The organism is Amycolatopsis acidicola (genome assembly GCF_007713735.2).
Taxonomy (GTDB): Bacteria; Actinomycetota; Actinomycetes; order Mycobacteriales; family Pseudonocardiaceae; genus Amycolatopsis_E; species Amycolatopsis_E acidicola.
Genome location: NZ_VMNW02000001.1, coordinates 254,472 through 270,536 on the forward strand (window position 1 = coordinate 254,472; position 16,065 = coordinate 270,536).

Below are 16,065 nucleotides of genomic sequence, written 5' to 3' on the forward strand. Positions count from 1 at the left end.
GTGAGGTAGCCCTCCGTCACGTGGGTACCCTCGACGCCCGTGAGCGAGCACACGAACCAGACTGACTTTTCGGAAGCCGATTTCACCGGGTACGACCTCATCGTGGTCGGCTCCGGCTTCTTCGGGCTGACCGTGGCCGAGCGCGCCGCGACGCAGCTGAACAAGCGCGTGCTCGTCCTGGAACGGCGTGGCCACCTGGGCGGCAACGCCTACTCCGAGGCGGAGCCCGAAACCGGGATCGAGGTCCACCGCTACGGTGCGCACCTGTTCCACACCTCGAACAAGCGCGTGTGGGACTACGTGAACCAGTTCACCGAGTTCACCGGTTACCAGCACCGCGTCTTCGGCAAGTACCGGGGGCAGGTCTACCCGCTGCCGATGAACCTCGGGCTGATCAACCAGTTCTTCGGCAAGTCCCACACGCCGGACGAGGCCCGTGCGCTCATCGCGAAGCAGGCGAGCGAGATCGACACCGCCGACGCGCAGAACTTCGAGGAGAAGGGGATCTCGCTCATCGGCCGCCCCCTCTACGAAGCGTTCTTCCGCGGCTACACGGCGAAGCAGTGGCAGACCGACCCGAAGGAGCTGCCCGCGGCCAACATCACCCGGCTGCCGGTGCGCTACACCTTCGACAACCGCTACTTCAACGACACCTACGAGGGCCTGCCGGTCAACGGCTACACCGCGTGGCTCGAGAAGATGGCGGAGCACGAGAACATCGAGGTCCGGGTCAACGTCGACTACTTCGACGTCCGCTCGCTGATCCCGGCGGGCACGCCGACCGTCTACACCGGCCCGCTCGACCACTACTTCGGCTACTCCGAGGGCCGGCTCGGCTGGCGCACCCTGGACTTCGAGCAGGAGGTCGTCGGGACCGGCGACTACCAGGGCGCCCCCGTCATCAACTACAACGACGAGGACGTTCCGTTCACCCGGATCCTCGAGTTCCGCCACTTCCACCCGGAGCGGGACTACCCGAAGGACAAGACGGTCATCGTCCGCGAGTTCTCGCGCTTCGCGAACGAGGACGACGAGCCGTACTACCCGATCAACACGCCGGACGACCGCGCCAAGCTCGAGCGCTACCGCGAGCTCGCCAAGAAGGAGGCCGCCGAGCGCAACGTGCTCTTCGGCGGCAGGCTGGGTACCTACAAGTACCTGGACATGCACATGGCGATCGGCTCGGCACTGTCCGCGTTCGACAACAAGATCGCGCCGCACCTCACCGATGGCGCGCCACTGGACGGGAGCCTGGATGCTTGAGAAGAACTCCCAGCGGCCCGCCGAGATAGCGGTCCTCTCGAAGGTCCAGTCCGCCTTGAAGCGTCCCGCGACGGTGAAGGCCGCGCGCGGGCTGTCCCATTTCGGCGAACACAGCATCGGCTGGTTCGCCGCCGGTCTCGTCGGTGCCGGTCTCGACCGCAAGCGCCGGAAGGACTGGCTGGTCGCGGCGGGCGGGGTGGTCGCGGCGCACGCCGCTTCCATCGCGGTCAAGCGGGTGGTCCGCCGCCCGCGCCCGGAGGACCCGAGTGTCGAGGTTCTGGTCGGTACGCCGAGCAAACTGAGCTTCCCGTCCTCGCACGCGACCTCCACCACGGCGGCGGCGGTGCTCTACTCCGGACTGACCGGGCGTAACCTGGTTCCCGCCCTGGTGCCGCCGATGCTGGCCTCCAGGCTCGTGCTCGGGGTGCATTACCCGACTGACGTGCTCGCCGGAGCAGCGCTCGGAGGCGCTGTCGGTGGTCTGCTGCGCAGGAAGATCCGCAAAAAGGGGTAGGGAAATCCGCTCGTGACGAAATCAGTGAACAAGGCCGCCGAAACGGAAGCGGAGCCCGTGAAGGACAACGCGGAAACGGCCGAGGCGGCCGCCAAGCCGGACGATCTCGACACCGAACCCGATCTGGCGCCCCCGCCGGAACCGGTCACGGAGCCGGTCAAGCGTGGCCCGGTGCGGATGGTGCTGGGCGTCGTGAAGACGGCCCGCCCGCGCCAGTGGGCGAAGAACGTGCTCGTCTTCGTCGCACCGTTCACCGCCGCGCAGATCACCAACGGCAACGTGCTGCTCGACGCGCTGATCGCGTTCGTGGCCTTCTCACTGGTCGCGTCCTCGGTGTACCTGATCAACGACGCGGTCGACGTCGAGGCCGACAAGGCGCACCCGACCAAGCGGAACCGGCCGATCGCGGCCGGTGTCGTGCCGGTGCCGGTGGCCTACGCGTCGGCGGTGGTGTTCTTCGCCGTCGGCCTCGGCATCTCGTTCCTGGCCAGCCCGCAGCTGGCGATCGTGCTCGGCGTGTACGAGGCCGTGCAGCTGGGCTACTGCTTCGGGCTCAAGCACCAGCCGGTGGTCGACCTCGCCATCGTCGGCTCTGGCTTCCTGATGCGCTCCATCGCCGGTGGTGTGGCCGCTGGCATCGTGCTGTCCCAGTGGTTCCTGCTGGTCACCGCGTTCGGTTCGCTGTTCATGGTGGCGGGCAAGCGCTACGCCGAGATCATGCTGTTCGAGCGCACCGGGGCGAAGATCCGCTCCTCGCTGAAGAAGTACTCGGCCAGCTACCTGCGCTTCGTCTGGGCCACCGCGGCGGCGATCCTGATCATGTCGTACTCGCTGTGGGCGTTCACCCTGCGCGAGGGCTCGCACGGCTCGATCTGGCCGATGATCTCGATGGTGCCGTTCATCGTCGCGGTGCTGCGGTACGCGGTCGACGTCGACGGCGGCACCGCGGGTGAGCCCGAGGAGATCGTGCTCAAGGACCGCATTCTGCAGGTCCTCGGGCTGCTGTGGGTCGTCACGCTCGCGGTGACCTTCTACCTGTGACGACGACGCTGGGGCGACCGGTTGGCGAGCAGACCGTGCCCGCTCACGAGAAACCGCCGGTCACCCGGCTGACGCTAGGCCGCACGGCTGCCGAGCTGGTGCTCGGCAGCGTGCTGGCCGTGGTGCTGAGCCTGGTGCTCCAGGTCGCGGCCAACCACATCGGCACCGACCCCGGCACCTATGTGCCGAGTGCGCTGGTGAACCTCGCCAGCGCGGTGCTGCTGACAGTGCTGTTCGTGTTACTCGCCACCAGCTGGGCGGCCCGCTGGCCGTCGTGGCTGCGGGTGGGCGGCGCGATGGCGGCGCTGACGGCGTTCGCCACGCTGCTGCTGGCCATCCCGCTGCAGGCCTCCCGGTTCTTCTTCGGCGGCTCGCACACCGACAACACCTTCCGGCTCCAGTACATGGAGCGGATGACCTCGAGCAGCTCGCTCGCGGACATGAACTACCACGGCCTCGCGCCGTACTACCCCGGCGGCTGGTTCTGGCTCGGCGGCCGGTTCGCGAACCTGATCGGCTGGGACGGCTGGGCGGCGTACAAGCCGTATTCGATCCTGTGGGTCGCGCTCGCCGCGGTGGTCGCTTTCGTGCTGTGGAGCCTCGTCGTGCGCCGCCGGCTGGCGGTTCTCGCGTCGGTGGCCACGATCATCGCCGGCTGCTTCTCGGTCGCCATCGACGAGCCCTACGCCTGGCCGACGTCGGCGTGGCTGCCGCCGATCGCCGTGCTGGCGTGGACGGTGTTCCGCCGCGGCGGGCGCGTGCCGGCGTGGCCGGTCGCGCTGATCGGGTTGTACCTCGGCTTCGCGGCCATCACGTACACGCTGCACGTGGCGTTCGGGATCTTCGTGGTGGTCGTGCTCGCGGTGGTGGCCGGCGTGCTGGCCGTGCGCAACGGCGAAGGCGCCGGCGCGGTCGTGAAACGGCTTTTGCTTCGGCTGGTCGGCATCGGCGTGATCACGCTGGTGCTCGCGCTGATCACCTGGGGGCCGTTCGTGCTCGCGGGCGGGCTCGGCAAGCCGAACGTCGCCGCGCACTTCCTGCCCGAGAGCAGCGCGTTCCTGCCCATGCCCTTCGAACCGACCAGCGTGTTCGGGGTGCTGTGCCTGATCGGCCTGGTGTGGCTGCTGGTGCGGGCCCGTCGCGAGCCGGTCGCGTTCGTGCTGCTGAGCGTCGCTGTGCTCGTGTACGCGTGGTTCGCGCTGTCCACGCTCGCGCTGCTGGTCCACACCACGCTGCTGGCGTTCCGGTTCATCGCCACGCTGGACACGGTGTTCGCGGTGGCCGGGGTGTTCGGCGCGGTGGAAGCGTTGCGGCACCTGCCGAAGCTCGTCGGCCGCGCCCGTCCCGTGCTGCTCGCGGGCGGGGTGCTCGGCCTGGTCGGGGCGGTTTCGCTCGCGCAGGCGAGTGTCAACGCCACGGATTCCCTGGTGCAGCAAGCGGAATCGGACTACTACGCCGACGGCTACAACGCCAAGGGCGAGCACGACATCAGCCAGGACGGCGCCTGGACGGGGCAGCTGATCAGCACCGTGGACCAGCTGTCCGGCCGCCCGCGGACCGGCAACATCGTGCTCTCCGCGTACGACAAGCTGCTTTCCTTCGCGCCCTACTGGGGTTTCCAGCAGACGACGCCGCACTACGCGAACCCGCTCGCGAACTACCCGGAGCGCAACGACCAGATCCGGCACTGGGCTGCCGCGTCCGATTCCGCGGACCTGCTGAACCGGCTGGCCACGAACCCGGTCACCGCGCCCAACGTGTTCGTGTTGCGCAAGGACAACGGGAAGCTCGACATGCCGGTCGCGTCGGATTCGTTCCCGCAGGCTTCGCCGGTGCACGTGGACGAGGTGGCGTTCGATCCGGCGCTGTTCGACTCGCCGAAGTTCACGCAACGTGATGTCGGTCCGTTTACCGTGATCGTGTTGCGGTAACAATGTCCTGGTGAAGTCGTCGTGGTGGCCGCCGGTGGTGGCCGCCGTGCTGTCCACGTTGACCTTCCTGCTGGCGAAGACCAGTCTCACCGACGACGCGTTCATCACGCTGGACTACGCGAAGAACCTCGCGGTGCACGGCGAATGGGCGCTGATCCACGGGCACCCGGCGAACACCGCCACGTCGCCGCTGCACGTCGCGTTGCTCGGTTTCGTCACGCTGCTGACGCGGGTGTCCGGCGCCGCGCACCCGGTGTTCGCGCTGGGCCTGGTGAACGCCGGGGTCAGCGCGGTTTTCGGCTGGGCGTGGGCAAGAATGCGCTTACCGATCTTCGCCACGCTGCTCGGGATCGTCCTCGTCCTGCTGAACCCGCTGCTGCTTTCCGCGCTGGGCCTGGAAGTCCTGCTCATCGCGACGGCGCTGATCCTGCTGGTGTCCTTCGCGGACCGGCCGGTCTGGTTCGGCATCATCGCCGGGCTGGCGGTGCTGACCAGGCTCGATCTCGCCGTGTTCGTCGTGCTGATCGGCGCCGTCGCGCCCGCGCTGCGGCGCAAACCCTTGCCGGTACTGGGTTTGTTCCTGCTGGTCGCGCTGCCGTGGCTGGTGTTCAGCTGGTGGTACTTCGGTTCGGCGGTGCCGGACACGCTGGTGATCAAGCAGCTGCAGCAGACGTTCGGCGGGCACGGCTTCTTCCGCACCGGACTGGACATGGCGCTCCACGGCGACGAAATCTCGGTGCTGAGCTTCGCACCCGCCCTGTTCGGGGTGCTCGCGTTGCTCGGCTGGCTGGCCACACGCCGCCGCGAATCGCTGCCGTTCTTCGCGCTCGGGCTCGGCGGAATCGCTTACTACGGCGTCTATTCACTGCTGAACGTGCCGCCGTACCACTGGTACTACGTGCCGCCGATTCTCGCGCTGGGTATGGCGGGCGCGGGGATCGCGGCGTACTGGCGGGTGCCGGTCCGCGCGGTCGCGACGGCGGTCATGGTGCTGCTCGTGCTCGGCTACGCGCCGGCCTTCGCCCGCTCCGTGCCGTGGGCTTCGCCGCCGTTCTTCGGGAACTGGGCCAGCGCCGTGGATTACGCCAAGGTGGGCCGTGAACTCGGCAAGCGAGTGGGCACCGAGGCGGTCGGCGCGCCGGGCGAAATCGGCACTCTCGCGTACTTCTGCGACTGCGCGATCGTCGACGGGTTCTCCGACCCCGGCCTGCTCGGGCCGCAGATCCGCGAGCGGATCGACAGGGCGGGCCCGATCACGGGATGGCTGCTCCGGCTCAACTACTCCCGGTTCGACTGGGACCGCCGGCCGATACCGCTGACGTACCAAATGGCCTACGCGCCGGGGCCCGGTCCGTGGCAGGTGTATTCGGCCGCGAAGGGCGTCGGGCACTTCACACTCATGCCAATTCGCTGAGCCTGTGTGGTCCTCGTAAACTCGCGCTGCACACAGCAGCTCGGGGAAAAGAAAAGGGGTGTCGATGAGCTACCCCCTGTATCGGCACGGCACATACGCCCTGATCGATGGCGTTTCGCACCGGGTCTCCTACTCGTTCGGCGAAAACTACGTGCACTTTCCGGACGGCGCTTCGGAAAAGCCCACCCCGTATCCCAGAAGCGAGCCGATCCCGGTCGACATGTGCGAGCGGGTCTTCTCCGTGCAGGTCTACGCCTCCTACCGCGGGCACGGGGTGCTGATCGACGAACTGGACGAGTCGGGCAAGGCCCGGCTGATGGAGGCCGAGTGGGACGGAGAGTGGGCGACCGTCAACGGCTTCGTACAGGAGAACGCCTACGAGTACTACAAAACGGCGGACATCCACGAGCTCACCGGTTACTACGAGAAGCAGACGGACCTGCTGTTCACCCGCTGGCGTGAGGCGCACTTCTCCCGGCCGCTCGAGGGGCTCACGCCGACCGGCGGCTGGGCGAACGGGGACCCGGCGGTGATCAGCGGCCGCCCGCGGACCGGGATCGTCAAGGACGAGGACGGCAGGCTCGCCGAGGTCACCACGCGCGCCGAGTACTTCGGCTACCCCTGTGAAATCGCCGGCATCACCGCGGACGGTTCGGTGGGCCTGTACTACCTCGGCCCCGACGAGGCACAGGCCGAAGCCGACGGGTTCCAGCAGGTGTACGACGGCCGCTGGGCGAAGACCGCGCACATCTACGATCTCGCGCGCTACCACGAACATCACGTTGATCAGTTGTTCGACAGCTGGCGGACGGGAAGTGAACTCCCGTACGACAAATGAGCGATCCGTCACCCCTGTGCGCTATCGTTGCAGGCCAACGGTTTGACGCTATTGGCTTCCCACCGCGGGAGGGGGCGGTGAGCGGAATTCGCGCGCCGACGTACAGTTCCGTGTGGTCGAAGTACTGAACTCCTCCGCACGAGCCCGCGAAACCGGCAGGGCGCAGGTCGCGCTGCCCGGCCGCGCGCACCGCGACGGCTACTTCTGGCTGGTCGGTGCGGTGGCGCTCGTGCTGGGCGCGCTGTTCGTGGTGGTCGACCTCAACTACAACCAGGGCAAGCTGATCGCGCCGCTGGACGACGTGTACATCCACCTCCAGTACGGCCGCCAGATCGGGATCGGGCAGTTCTTCCACTTCCAGAGCGGGGATCCGGTCAGCTCGGGCGCGAGCAGCGTGCTGTACGCGCTGATACTCGGTGCGGCCTACGCGATCGGCATCCACGGCAGCGCCTTCCTCGCTTTCGCGATGGCCTTCGGCGTGCTCTGCTTCGCGTTCAGCGCGGCGCTCACGTACCGCCTCGGGGCGGTGCTGGTCGCGCGCTCGGTCGGGCTGTGGGCAGGGTTCCTGCTGGCCACCAGCGGCGAACTGCTGTGGGGTTCGGCCAGCGGCATGGAGGTCGGCCTCGCCACGCTGCTGGTGGTTTCGACGCTGCTCGTGCTGGTGCGGGAAGCGCCTTCCGGGCGGTTCCGGTTCACGCCGCTGCTGGGCATCCTGCTGGCGCTGGTCCGGCCGGAGGGGCTGATCTTCGCGATCGTGCTGATGCTGGCCTCCTGGTGGACATTGTGGACACACCGACGCGGCACCGGTTTCGTGCGTTCCGTGCTGCGCTGGGCCTGGACCTTGCTGCCGCTGCTGGCAGGCATCGCGCAGCTGCTCTACTACCAGGCGGCCACGGGCACCATCTCCGCCAACGGGATCCAGGCGAAATCGCTGCTGAACGACCGGCCGGTGTTCTACCTCGGCGACTTCGCCGACCGCGCGGTCGCCAACCTGCGCACGGTGGGCGACATCTTCCTCGGCCTCAACAACCAGGACTACACGTTCCCCGGTGGGCTGCTGTTCTGCTGCATCGGCGTGGTCTACCTGGTGTTCGTGCGGCGCGCCTGGCGCACGGTGTTCACCGCGATGGCCGTCGGACTGGCCGCGGTGACGCTGTCCGTCGCCACGCTGAACACCGCGCTGACCCACTACCTCCGATACAACCAGCCCTTCCTGCCGGTCTTCCTGTTGTTCGCCGTCGCGGGCATTTACGGGCTCACGCGGGTGGTCCCGCACAACGCGCGCCGGTTCGCCCTGCACGGCGCGCTGGCCATCGCGATGGTGTTCTCGCTGGTCGCGCTCCCGACCTGGGCCATCCGGTTCGGCCGGGACAGCTCGACGATCCGCGACAGCGACGTCTCCGTGGCGTTGTGGTTGACCACCAACGTGCCCGCGCGGTCCAGTGTCGCGGTCAAGGACGTGGGCGCGGTGGCGTACTTCAGCGCGCACCACGTCGTGGACCTGATCGGCTTGGGTACCAACGGTTTCGCGGAGGCGTCCAACAACGGGGTCGGTTCGGTGTACGAGAAGCTGCGCCACCTGCCCGCGGCACAGCGGCCCGCGTACGTCGTCGGGTACGACACCGTGCCCGGCACTTCGCTGGAGCAGATGCGGCAGGTCGGTTTCCTCGGCGACGAGCCGGTGCAGAAGTTCAAGGCGCAGACCCCGCCGGACGTCTACGGGAACTTGATCATCCCGTTCCGCGAGCTCGACGTGTACAAAGCGGACTGGACGCTGGCCGGCAGCGGGGACGAGCAGGTGGTTCCGGGACAGCTGCGGGATTACCTCAACGTCGGCGATCTCGACAACGAGGCCGCGCATTCGTACGAGCCGAAGATGGAACAGGTCGGGCTGCAGCCGTTCAGCGTGCTCACCCGGGTCGGCGAGACCGTCGACAGTGGACGGAACATCCTCGGCGGCGAGCAGTTCACGGCGCGGAACCTGGTGCCGGGCAAGGATTTGACGATTACCGCGCGCACCGACATGGACAAGGTGGTGCCCGATATGCAGGTGCTCGTCGACGGGAAACCGGCAGGCACCTGGGTGCGCACGCCGGTGAAGAACGCGGCCTGGGGGACCTACACGTACAAGATCCCGGGCGACCTGATCACGAAGTCCACGGCCGACATCCAGATCCTGCCGCCGCGGCCGCTGCTCAACCCGTACCCGGTCTACACCTCCTATGGCTACTGGCTCAGCCAGTAGCCATAGGAGGGGCGGGCTCAGAGGGGGAGCTTGCGGAAGATCGGCCGCGGGACGTGCCGCAGGATGGACATGACCGGGCGGAACGCGGCGGGCGCCCAGACCAGGTCCTTGCCCTTGCGGGCGGCGTCGACGGCGATCTCGGCCACCTGCTCGGCGGTCTGCTCGAGCGGCGCCTTGCCCATGCCCTCGGTCATCTTCGTCTTGACCTGGCCGGGGCGGACCACCGTGACGGTGACGCCGCTCGGCGCGAGGGCCTCACCGAGGCCGAGGTAGAACCCGTCGAACCCGGCCTTCGTGGAGCCGTACAGGAAGTTCGAGCGGCGCACGCGCTCACCGGCGACCGAGGACAGCGCGATGATCTGCCCGTGTGCCTGCTGCTTCAGCTTGTCCGCCAGCGCGACGCCGACGGAGACGGCGGCGGTGTAGTTCACCGTGGCCAGCTCGACGGCCTTCGCGTGGTCCTGCCAGACCTCCTCGGCGTCACCGAGCAGGCCGAACGCCACGACGCTCACGTCGATGTCGCCGTCGGCGAAGATCTGGTCCAGCACCTTGGGGTGCGAGCCGGTGTCCTTGGCGTCGAAGTCCACTTCGGACACCGTGGCGCCGGCGCCGCGCAGCTTCTCAGCCGCCAGCTTGCGACGCTCGGACGGCCGTGCCGCGAGCACCACCTTCAGCGGCTGTTCGGTCAGGTAGCGCTGCGCGATGGCGAGCGCGATGTCCGAGGTGCCGCCGAGCAGCAGCAGCGACTGGGGGTTGCCTACCGCGTCGATCACAGTCCAAGCCTCCGGCTCATGTCTGAGGCGAAAACGCCTTCGGGGTCAACGGAATGGCGGACCTTGCGCCATTCGTCCAGGCGGGGATACATCTTCGCGAACGTCTCCGCCGAGGTACGCGAATCCTTCGCGGTGTACAGCCTGCCGCCCATTTCCAGCACTCGGGCATCCAGCTCGTTGCAGAACGCGCCGAGGCCCTTTTTGATCGGGAAGTCCACGCAGATGTTCCAGCCGGGCATCGGGAACGACAGCGGCGCCCGGTTGCCCTCGCCGAAACGCTTGATGACGTTCAGGAACGAAACGTGCCCGGAATCGGCGATGCGCTGCACGATGCGGCGGAATTCGCCCTCGGCCTCGAGCGGGACGATGAACTGGTACTGCAGGAAACCCTTGGATCCGTAAGCCCTGTTCCACTCACCGAAAAGGTCCAGAATGTGGTAGAACTGCGTCAGATTCTGGATCTTCCCGTGCGCGTGCTTCGGCGTTTTCCGGAAGTACAGTTCGCCGATCATCCCGAAGGTCAGCTTGTTCGCCAGCCCGTTCGGGAAGATGTCCGGCAGGGTCGCCAGTTGCGGGGCGTCGAACTTGAGCGGGTCCGCCTGCAGATCCGGCGGCAGCTGGTCCACCGTGGCGAGCGAGCCCCGGCCGAAAGCGGCCCGGCCCAGCTTCGGTCCCGTGGAGATCGAGTCGAACCAGGCCGAGGAGTACGTGTACTTGTCGTCCGAGCCGTTCTTGAACAGCTCGATCGTCTCGTCGAGGTTCTCGGTGCGGTCCAGGTCGGCGTAGAAGTAGGCCGTCTCCGTGCGGATCATCCGGATCTTCGCGCGCACGATGATCCCGGTCAGCCCGACTCCGCCCACTGTCGCCCAGAACAGCTCCGCTTCCGGGCCCTCCGGGGTCAGCGTCCGGACCTGTCCATTCGCGGTGAGCAGGTCCATCGACACCACATGATTGCCGAAGCTTCCCTCGCTGTGGTGGTTCTTGCCGTGGATGTCGTTGGCGATCGCGCCGCCGATGGTGACCTGGCGGGTGCCCGGCAGCACCGGGACCCAGAGGCCGTGCGGCAGCGCCGCCTTCATCAGCTGGTCCAGGCTCACGCCCGCGTCGAGGTCGACCAGCGCCGAATCCGGGTCGATCGAGTGGATCCGGTTCAGCGCCGTCATATCGACGACGAGGCCACCGGCGTTCTGTGCCGTGTCACCGTAGGAGCGCCCGAGGCCGCGGGCGAGGACGCCGCGCTCGCCTGCCCGGGTCACGGCCTTGGCGATGGTCTCGACGTCCGGGGTGCTCAGTACGTCGGCCGTTGTGGGCGCTGTGCGCGCCCAGCCGGAGAGTGTCCGCCGCTCCGTCCGCGGCTGCGAGTCTGCTGCGTTCACCCGGACCAGGGTAACGATGCCCGATCGGCGGCTTGCGGTTGACCGCTTCTACACTTTCTGCGTCCATGCAATCCATGCCGGTGAGGTAGTGCAGTGGTGTCTACGGAACCGCAGGAGTCGGCCGAAACAGCGAAGGCCTCGCCGGGTCTTTTCGCCCAGCTGGTGCGTTTCGCGCTCATCGGTGGCTGCTGCGCCCTGCTCGATCTTGGTATTTACAGCGGTGAACGCGCCCTCGGCATGGACCATGCGCCCTGGGACACGGTCGCCAGGGCGATCAGTTTCATCATCGGCACTACGACGGCGTATTTCCTTAACCGGAAATTCACGTTTTCCGCCGGTCGCAAGGAAGGTGCCGGGCAGGTCGGCAGTTTCGTGCTGCTCTACACGGTGACGTTCTTCGTCGCGGTGGGCATGAACGCGCTGATGCTCGCGGTGCTCCCGGAGATGGCGTGGAAGCCCACCCTCGCCTGGGTGATCTCCCAGGGCACCGCCACGGCGATCAACTTCGTGATGCTGAAGTGGGTCGTTTTCCGCGAAAACTAGCTTGTGAAGATCTCACAGCCGCACCGTGTAGCTTGAGAGCGCGTGACCAATCCCCCTGGAGGACAGCGAATCAATGGCTGGTAAGACCGGCGCAGCGACGACCAGGGCGCGGGCCAACGGCACTCGCGCCGCCGCGACCAAGGAGCAGACCACGTTCACGGAACACACCCCCCAGGGTCGGTTGACCGCGCAACGCGGGCTGTACGCGGGCCCGTCGCCGGTCGTGTCGAAGGATCTCTACGCCGAGGTGCTCGAAGGCGTCGTCACCCGTAAGCGGGGCAGCCTGAGCCTCGAGCCGTCCGCACGGGTCTCGGGGAACACCTACTTCGGCCGGTTCCCCGCCAGCTACTGGCAGCGCTGGACCACGGTGCGCGAGGTGCGCGTCGAGCTGGTCGCGACCGGTTCCGGCTTCGTCGCCGTGCGGGCGTCGGACTTCGAGGGCGAGTCACGCACGATCGACGCGCTGGACCTCGAAGGCGTCTCGCAGCAGGCGGTCACGTTCACCGCGAAGCTCGACAAGTTCCTCGACGGCGGCGCGCTCTGGCTCGACGTCGAGACCGAGGCCGGTCAGCAGCTGACCGTCGAGCAGGTGCGCTGGACCGTGGACCCGCCCGAGAAGGTGCGGCCGACCGCGGTCACCATCTGCACGATGAACCGGGCCGACGACTGCCTGAAGAACCTGCAGGCGCTGGCCGGTGACATCTCCTCGCTGGACACGCTGGACGCCATCTACGTGGCCGACCAGGGCACCGACCGGGTCGACTCGCGGGACGGGTTCGCGCAGGTCGAGAAGGATCTCGGCGGGAAGCTGCACTACATCACCCAGCCGAACCTCGGTGGTGCCGGCGGTTTCACCCGCGGCCTGTACGAGGTGGCAGGGCACACCGACACCGAGCACGCGAACGTCCTGTTCATGGATGACGACGTGCTGCTGGAGCCGGACCTGGTGATCCGGATGACGGCGTTCTCCAACCGCGCGGCCAACCCGATCATCGTCGGTGGCCAGATGCTCAACCTGCTGCACCCGCACCAGCTGCACGTGGGTGCGGAGTTCGCGCGGCTGAACACGCTGGAGCCGGGGATGCCGGTGGAGCACAGCCTGGCCACCGCGGACCTGCTCGGCGTCGACCCGCAGACGGGGAAGCCGAACCGGCAGGAGCGCCGTGTCGACGCCGGGTACAACGGCTGGTGGTCGTGCCTGATCCCGTACGAGGTGGTCAAGGAGACCGGCTACCCGATGCCGTTCTTCTTCCAGTGGGACGACGCCGAGTACAGCTACCGGGCGCGGGCGCACGGCTTCCCGACGGTCACCCTGCCAGGCGCGGGTGTCTGGCATGCGGACTTCCACTGGAAGGACTGGGACGAGTGGCACCGGTACTTCAACCTGCGCAACTCGATCATCACGGCGGCCCTGCACAGTGAGTTCAACCTGACCGTGCTGTGCCGCGTGCTGATGGCGCAGCTGGTGCGGTACCTGCTGGGGATGCAGTACGGGCTGACGCACACCCTGATAAAGGCGGTCGAAGACTTCCTCGCCGGTCCCGAGATCTTGCGGGACGGCGGCGTCGCCGCGATGAAGGAGATCCGGGAGATCCGCGCCCGGTACCCGGAAACCAAGCGTCACGACCCGACCGACGTGCCGGGCATCGCGTCCAACGACATCGGGATCATCAACAGCCCGGGGCGGCCTGCCCTGCAGAGGCTCGTCCTGGTCAAGCGCATCCTCGACCGCCTGCGCGGCCGCGCCCGCTTCGGCCTCGGCGCGGTCCCGACGGACGAGGCCAGCTGGTGGCACGTGGCGCTCTTCGAGACCGCCGTGGTCACCGACGCGTCGCAGGAAGGCGTCCGGGTCCGCAAGTACGACCGCGACCGGATGGTCGACCTCGGCAAGCGCGGGATCCGGGTGATCAACCGCCTTCGCAAGGAAGGCCGCGGCGTGCAGGAGCAGTACAAGCGCGCCCTCCCGGAGCTCACCAGCCGCGAGAACTGGAAGCGGCTGTACGAGCTGTGAGCGCGTCGCGGGGCCGCTCCATGGTGGGGGCGGCCCCGTTTTGCTGTCCGGGGTCGGAACCGTGGGTATGTGACCTCCGTCAAAACGATGTTTCTGTGTGAAAGACCGGTTGCGGAAGGTCGCTGCCCAGTAGACTCCGCCCCGGAGACCCAGCAGGACGCGACTACGTGGGGACAGTGATGACCGGGTTCGTGCCGGACGCAGGACAGCCACAAGCGACGACGACCGACTCGAGCGCTTTCAGCGTCGGTGCGCTGGCCGGCACCATGATGAGCACCGCCGCCGTGGCGAACACGCAGAGTCAGGTGCAGAAACTCGTCGACTCCGCGAAATCCGGCGGCTTCGCCATCAATGAAGAAGGCGCGGACGAATACATCCGGGTCTTCCAGGATATTTCTAGCCATTGTCAGCCGCCAGTTGCGAAGCGCACGTGAGAAGCCTTGGATTGGTGGCAGCTACCTGACGGCGTTGGACTCTTTGAGTCAAATCGTGGATCAGTCAGGCGAGAATCCGAATAAGCCCAGAAATTTTATGTCCAGACGGACGAAGATGCAGTTCAGAATTTTGGTGGAGTGCTGGCCTGACAATGTCGATCTGTAAGCGTAACGGCGTCGTTCTAATTTCCGCCATCGCGATCATCGTTCTGGGGTCGTCCGGTTGCTCGAACGAGAACTCCGGCGATCCTTCTCCCGCCACTCAGTCCTCGACGGCTATCGAAAATTCCTCCGCTGGCAGTAATCAGGATTCCCAGCTCTCCGCGTTGAAAGCGTGCGACCTGCTGACCCAAGCGGAACTCGCGGTAATGAAGGTTCGAGGTAGCGGCCAGCAGCAGGACACCGCTGCGAGCGGTGCATCGAGCGGTTGTCAGTGGGCTGGAGATGCGACGAATGGCGCAGTCAGTCGACTATCCGCGGACGTGCGTCCTGGACAGGGAATCGACTCGGTCAATCCGAACGGTGGGCAAGCCACCACTGGAACGGTCGACGCTCGGCCAGCCGTTCAGGTAGTAGACAATCCGAGCGGTCGCTGCACGACTGCACTCGCAGTTTCAGCGACATCCCGTGTGGATTTTACCTACATGATCATTGGTACGGGCAATACCATCGAAGCCTGTGAAACCCTGAACCAGATTGTCACTATCGCGAGCCGCAAGCTCCCGAAGTACGAGGGGTAGCCATGACTGATCCGCGGCAGCCGACTGGGCAGCGGGCCGTTGGCGGGCGCAGCTCCCCGGTTGGCGATCGATTGGATTTCTCTCCCGCAGTAGTCGAACAAGCGAGGCAGGCCTTCGAAACGGCCAGGAGAAACCATGCTCAGATAGACGACGAGGTCAAGCAGACTTTCGGCGGGATCCAGGCCTGATCGATGACCAAATTCAAGTATTTCGGGCTCGTGCCGATCGCAATCATTTCTTCTTTGGGCATAACCGCCTGTTCGAACGAAAATTCAGGAAGTCCGAATCCGATCGGACACTCCTCTGCCGCTCCTGTTCCGACAGCGAGCAACGGTGGGCAAGTCGACTGGTTGGGCTCGGTGGCGGCGTGTGGCCTGCTCACCAGCCAAGAACTTGCTGTCATGCGAGTGGAAAGTAGTGGGAAGGATCAAGACACGGCGGCTTCCGGCGCAACCAGTGGTTGCCATTGGGATGGCACGGCGGCGAATGGTGCAGCCAGTGCGCTCAGCGTGGCCGTCCGGGCCGGCCAGGGCATAGATGCGGTGGACGCGAACGGTGGACAGTTGAGCAACGGCGAGGTCAACCATCGACCCGCTGCTCAGGTGGTTGACAACCCAAGTGCGACTTGCATGATTTCGCTGGCCGTGGGGCCCGCTGCCAGGGTGGACGTCACTTACTTGATCATCGGAGCCACCGATGCCACCGAGGCCTGCGCAACCGACAGCCAGATTGCCGACATCGTTGAACCCAAGCTCCCGGAGTACGAGGGGTAGTCATGACTGATCAGCACTAGCCGACTGGGCAGCTGACCGTTGGCAGGGATGTTCCGCTGGTGGGGGCGGCCCCGTTTTGCTGTCCGGGGTCGGAACCGTGGGTATGTGACCTCCGTCAAAACGATGTTTCTGTGTGAAAGACCGGTTGCGGAAGGTCGCTGCCCAGTAG

The 16,065-nt window shown here is 66.7% G+C and carries 14 protein-coding genes; 12 read left to right on the plus strand and 2 right to left on the minus strand.

Annotated elements, in window-relative coordinates:
- The first annotated feature begins 39 nt into the window (after positions 1 to 39).
- From glf to FPZ12_RS01300, 7 genes are all read left to right on the plus strand, one after another.
- Complete coding sequence (gene glf, locus FPZ12_RS01270; protein WP_144746374.1) at positions 40 to 1,263, plus strand: UDP-galactopyranose mutase; 1,224 nt, start codon at positions 40 to 42, stop codon at positions 1,261 to 1,263.
- Complete coding sequence (locus FPZ12_RS01275; RefSeq protein ID WP_144746376.1) at positions 1,256 to 1,777, plus strand: phosphatase PAP2 family protein; 522 nt, start codon at positions 1,256 to 1,258, stop codon at positions 1,775 to 1,777. The genes glf and FPZ12_RS01275 overlap by 8 nt, the downstream gene beginning before the upstream one ends.
- A 171-nt stretch (positions 1,778 to 1,948) precedes the next feature.
- On the plus strand, positions 1,949 to 2,818 hold the full coding sequence (locus FPZ12_RS01280) for a decaprenyl-phosphate phosphoribosyltransferase (protein ID WP_424923563.1): 870 nt from the start codon (positions 1,949 to 1,951) through the stop codon (positions 2,816 to 2,818).
- Positions 2,815 to 4,749: an arabinofuranosyltransferase gene (locus FPZ12_RS01285; RefSeq protein WP_144746378.1), complete on the plus strand. Its 1,935-nt coding sequence runs from the start codon at positions 2,815 to 2,817 to the stop codon at positions 4,747 to 4,749. The genes FPZ12_RS01280 and FPZ12_RS01285 overlap by 4 nt, the downstream gene beginning before the upstream one ends.
- A gap of 10 nt (positions 4,750 to 4,759) precedes the next feature.
- Positions 4,760 to 6,163, plus strand: a complete 1,404-nt coding sequence (locus FPZ12_RS01290) for a hypothetical protein (protein WP_243769610.1) — start codon at positions 4,760 to 4,762, stop codon at positions 6,161 to 6,163.
- Between the two features lie 64 nt (positions 6,164 to 6,227).
- A complete protein-coding gene (locus FPZ12_RS01295) occupies positions 6,228 to 7,001 on the plus strand; it encodes a hypothetical protein (protein ID WP_144746382.1) in 774 nt (257 codons plus the stop codon).
- A 112-nt stretch (positions 7,002 to 7,113) separates the two neighbouring features.
- Positions 7,114 to 9,246 carry a DUF2339 domain-containing protein gene (locus tag FPZ12_RS01300; RefSeq protein WP_144746384.1) on the plus strand — a complete coding sequence of 711 codons (2,133 nt, stop codon included), beginning with the start codon at positions 7,114 to 7,116 and terminating at the stop codon, positions 9,244 to 9,246.
- A gap of 17 nt (positions 9,247 to 9,263) precedes the next feature.
- Here the strand turns inward: FPZ12_RS01300 and dprE2 are convergent, their stop codons facing one another.
- Both dprE2 and dprE1 read right to left on the minus strand, forming a co-directional pair.
- On the minus strand, positions 9,264 to 10,019 hold the full coding sequence (gene dprE2 / locus FPZ12_RS01305) for a decaprenylphospho-beta-D-erythro-pentofuranosid-2-ulose 2-reductase (protein ID WP_144746386.1): 756 nt from the start codon (positions 10,017 to 10,019) through the stop codon (positions 9,264 to 9,266).
- Positions 10,016 to 11,395: a decaprenylphosphoryl-beta-D-ribose oxidase gene (dprE1, locus tag FPZ12_RS01310; RefSeq protein ID WP_144746388.1), complete on the minus strand. Its 1,380-nt coding sequence runs from the start codon at positions 11,393 to 11,395 to the stop codon at positions 10,016 to 10,018. The genes dprE2 and dprE1 overlap by 4 nt, the downstream gene beginning before the upstream one ends.
- A gap of 93 nt (positions 11,396 to 11,488) precedes the next feature.
- Here dprE1 and FPZ12_RS01315 point away from each other — a divergent pair, with 93 nt between their 5' ends.
- From FPZ12_RS01315 to FPZ12_RS01335, 5 genes are all read left to right on the plus strand, one after another.
- A complete protein-coding gene (locus tag FPZ12_RS01315; protein ID WP_144746390.1) occupies positions 11,489 to 11,938 on the plus strand; it encodes a GtrA family protein in 450 nt (149 codons plus the stop codon).
- A gap of 73 nt (positions 11,939 to 12,011) precedes the next feature.
- Positions 12,012 to 13,949, plus strand: coding sequence for a glycosyltransferase (locus FPZ12_RS01320; protein WP_144746392.1), 1,938 nt, complete (start codon positions 12,012 to 12,014; stop codon positions 13,947 to 13,949).
- A 179-nt stretch (positions 13,950 to 14,128) separates the two neighbouring features.
- Positions 14,129 to 14,383, plus strand: coding sequence for a hypothetical protein (locus FPZ12_RS01325; protein WP_144746394.1), 255 nt, complete (start codon positions 14,129 to 14,131; stop codon positions 14,381 to 14,383).
- A 152-nt stretch (positions 14,384 to 14,535) separates the two neighbouring features.
- The gene (locus FPZ12_RS01330) at positions 14,536 to 15,123 is read left to right on the plus strand and encodes a DUF3558 family protein (protein ID WP_144746396.1); all 588 of its coding nucleotides are present in this window, start codon (positions 14,536 to 14,538) and stop codon (positions 15,121 to 15,123) included.
- Between the two features lie 191 nt (positions 15,124 to 15,314).
- Positions 15,315 to 15,896 carry a DUF3558 family protein gene (locus FPZ12_RS01335; RefSeq protein WP_144746398.1) on the plus strand — a complete coding sequence of 194 codons (582 nt, stop codon included), beginning with the start codon at positions 15,315 to 15,317 and terminating at the stop codon, positions 15,894 to 15,896.
- Positions 15,897 to 16,065 lie beyond the last annotated feature (169 nt).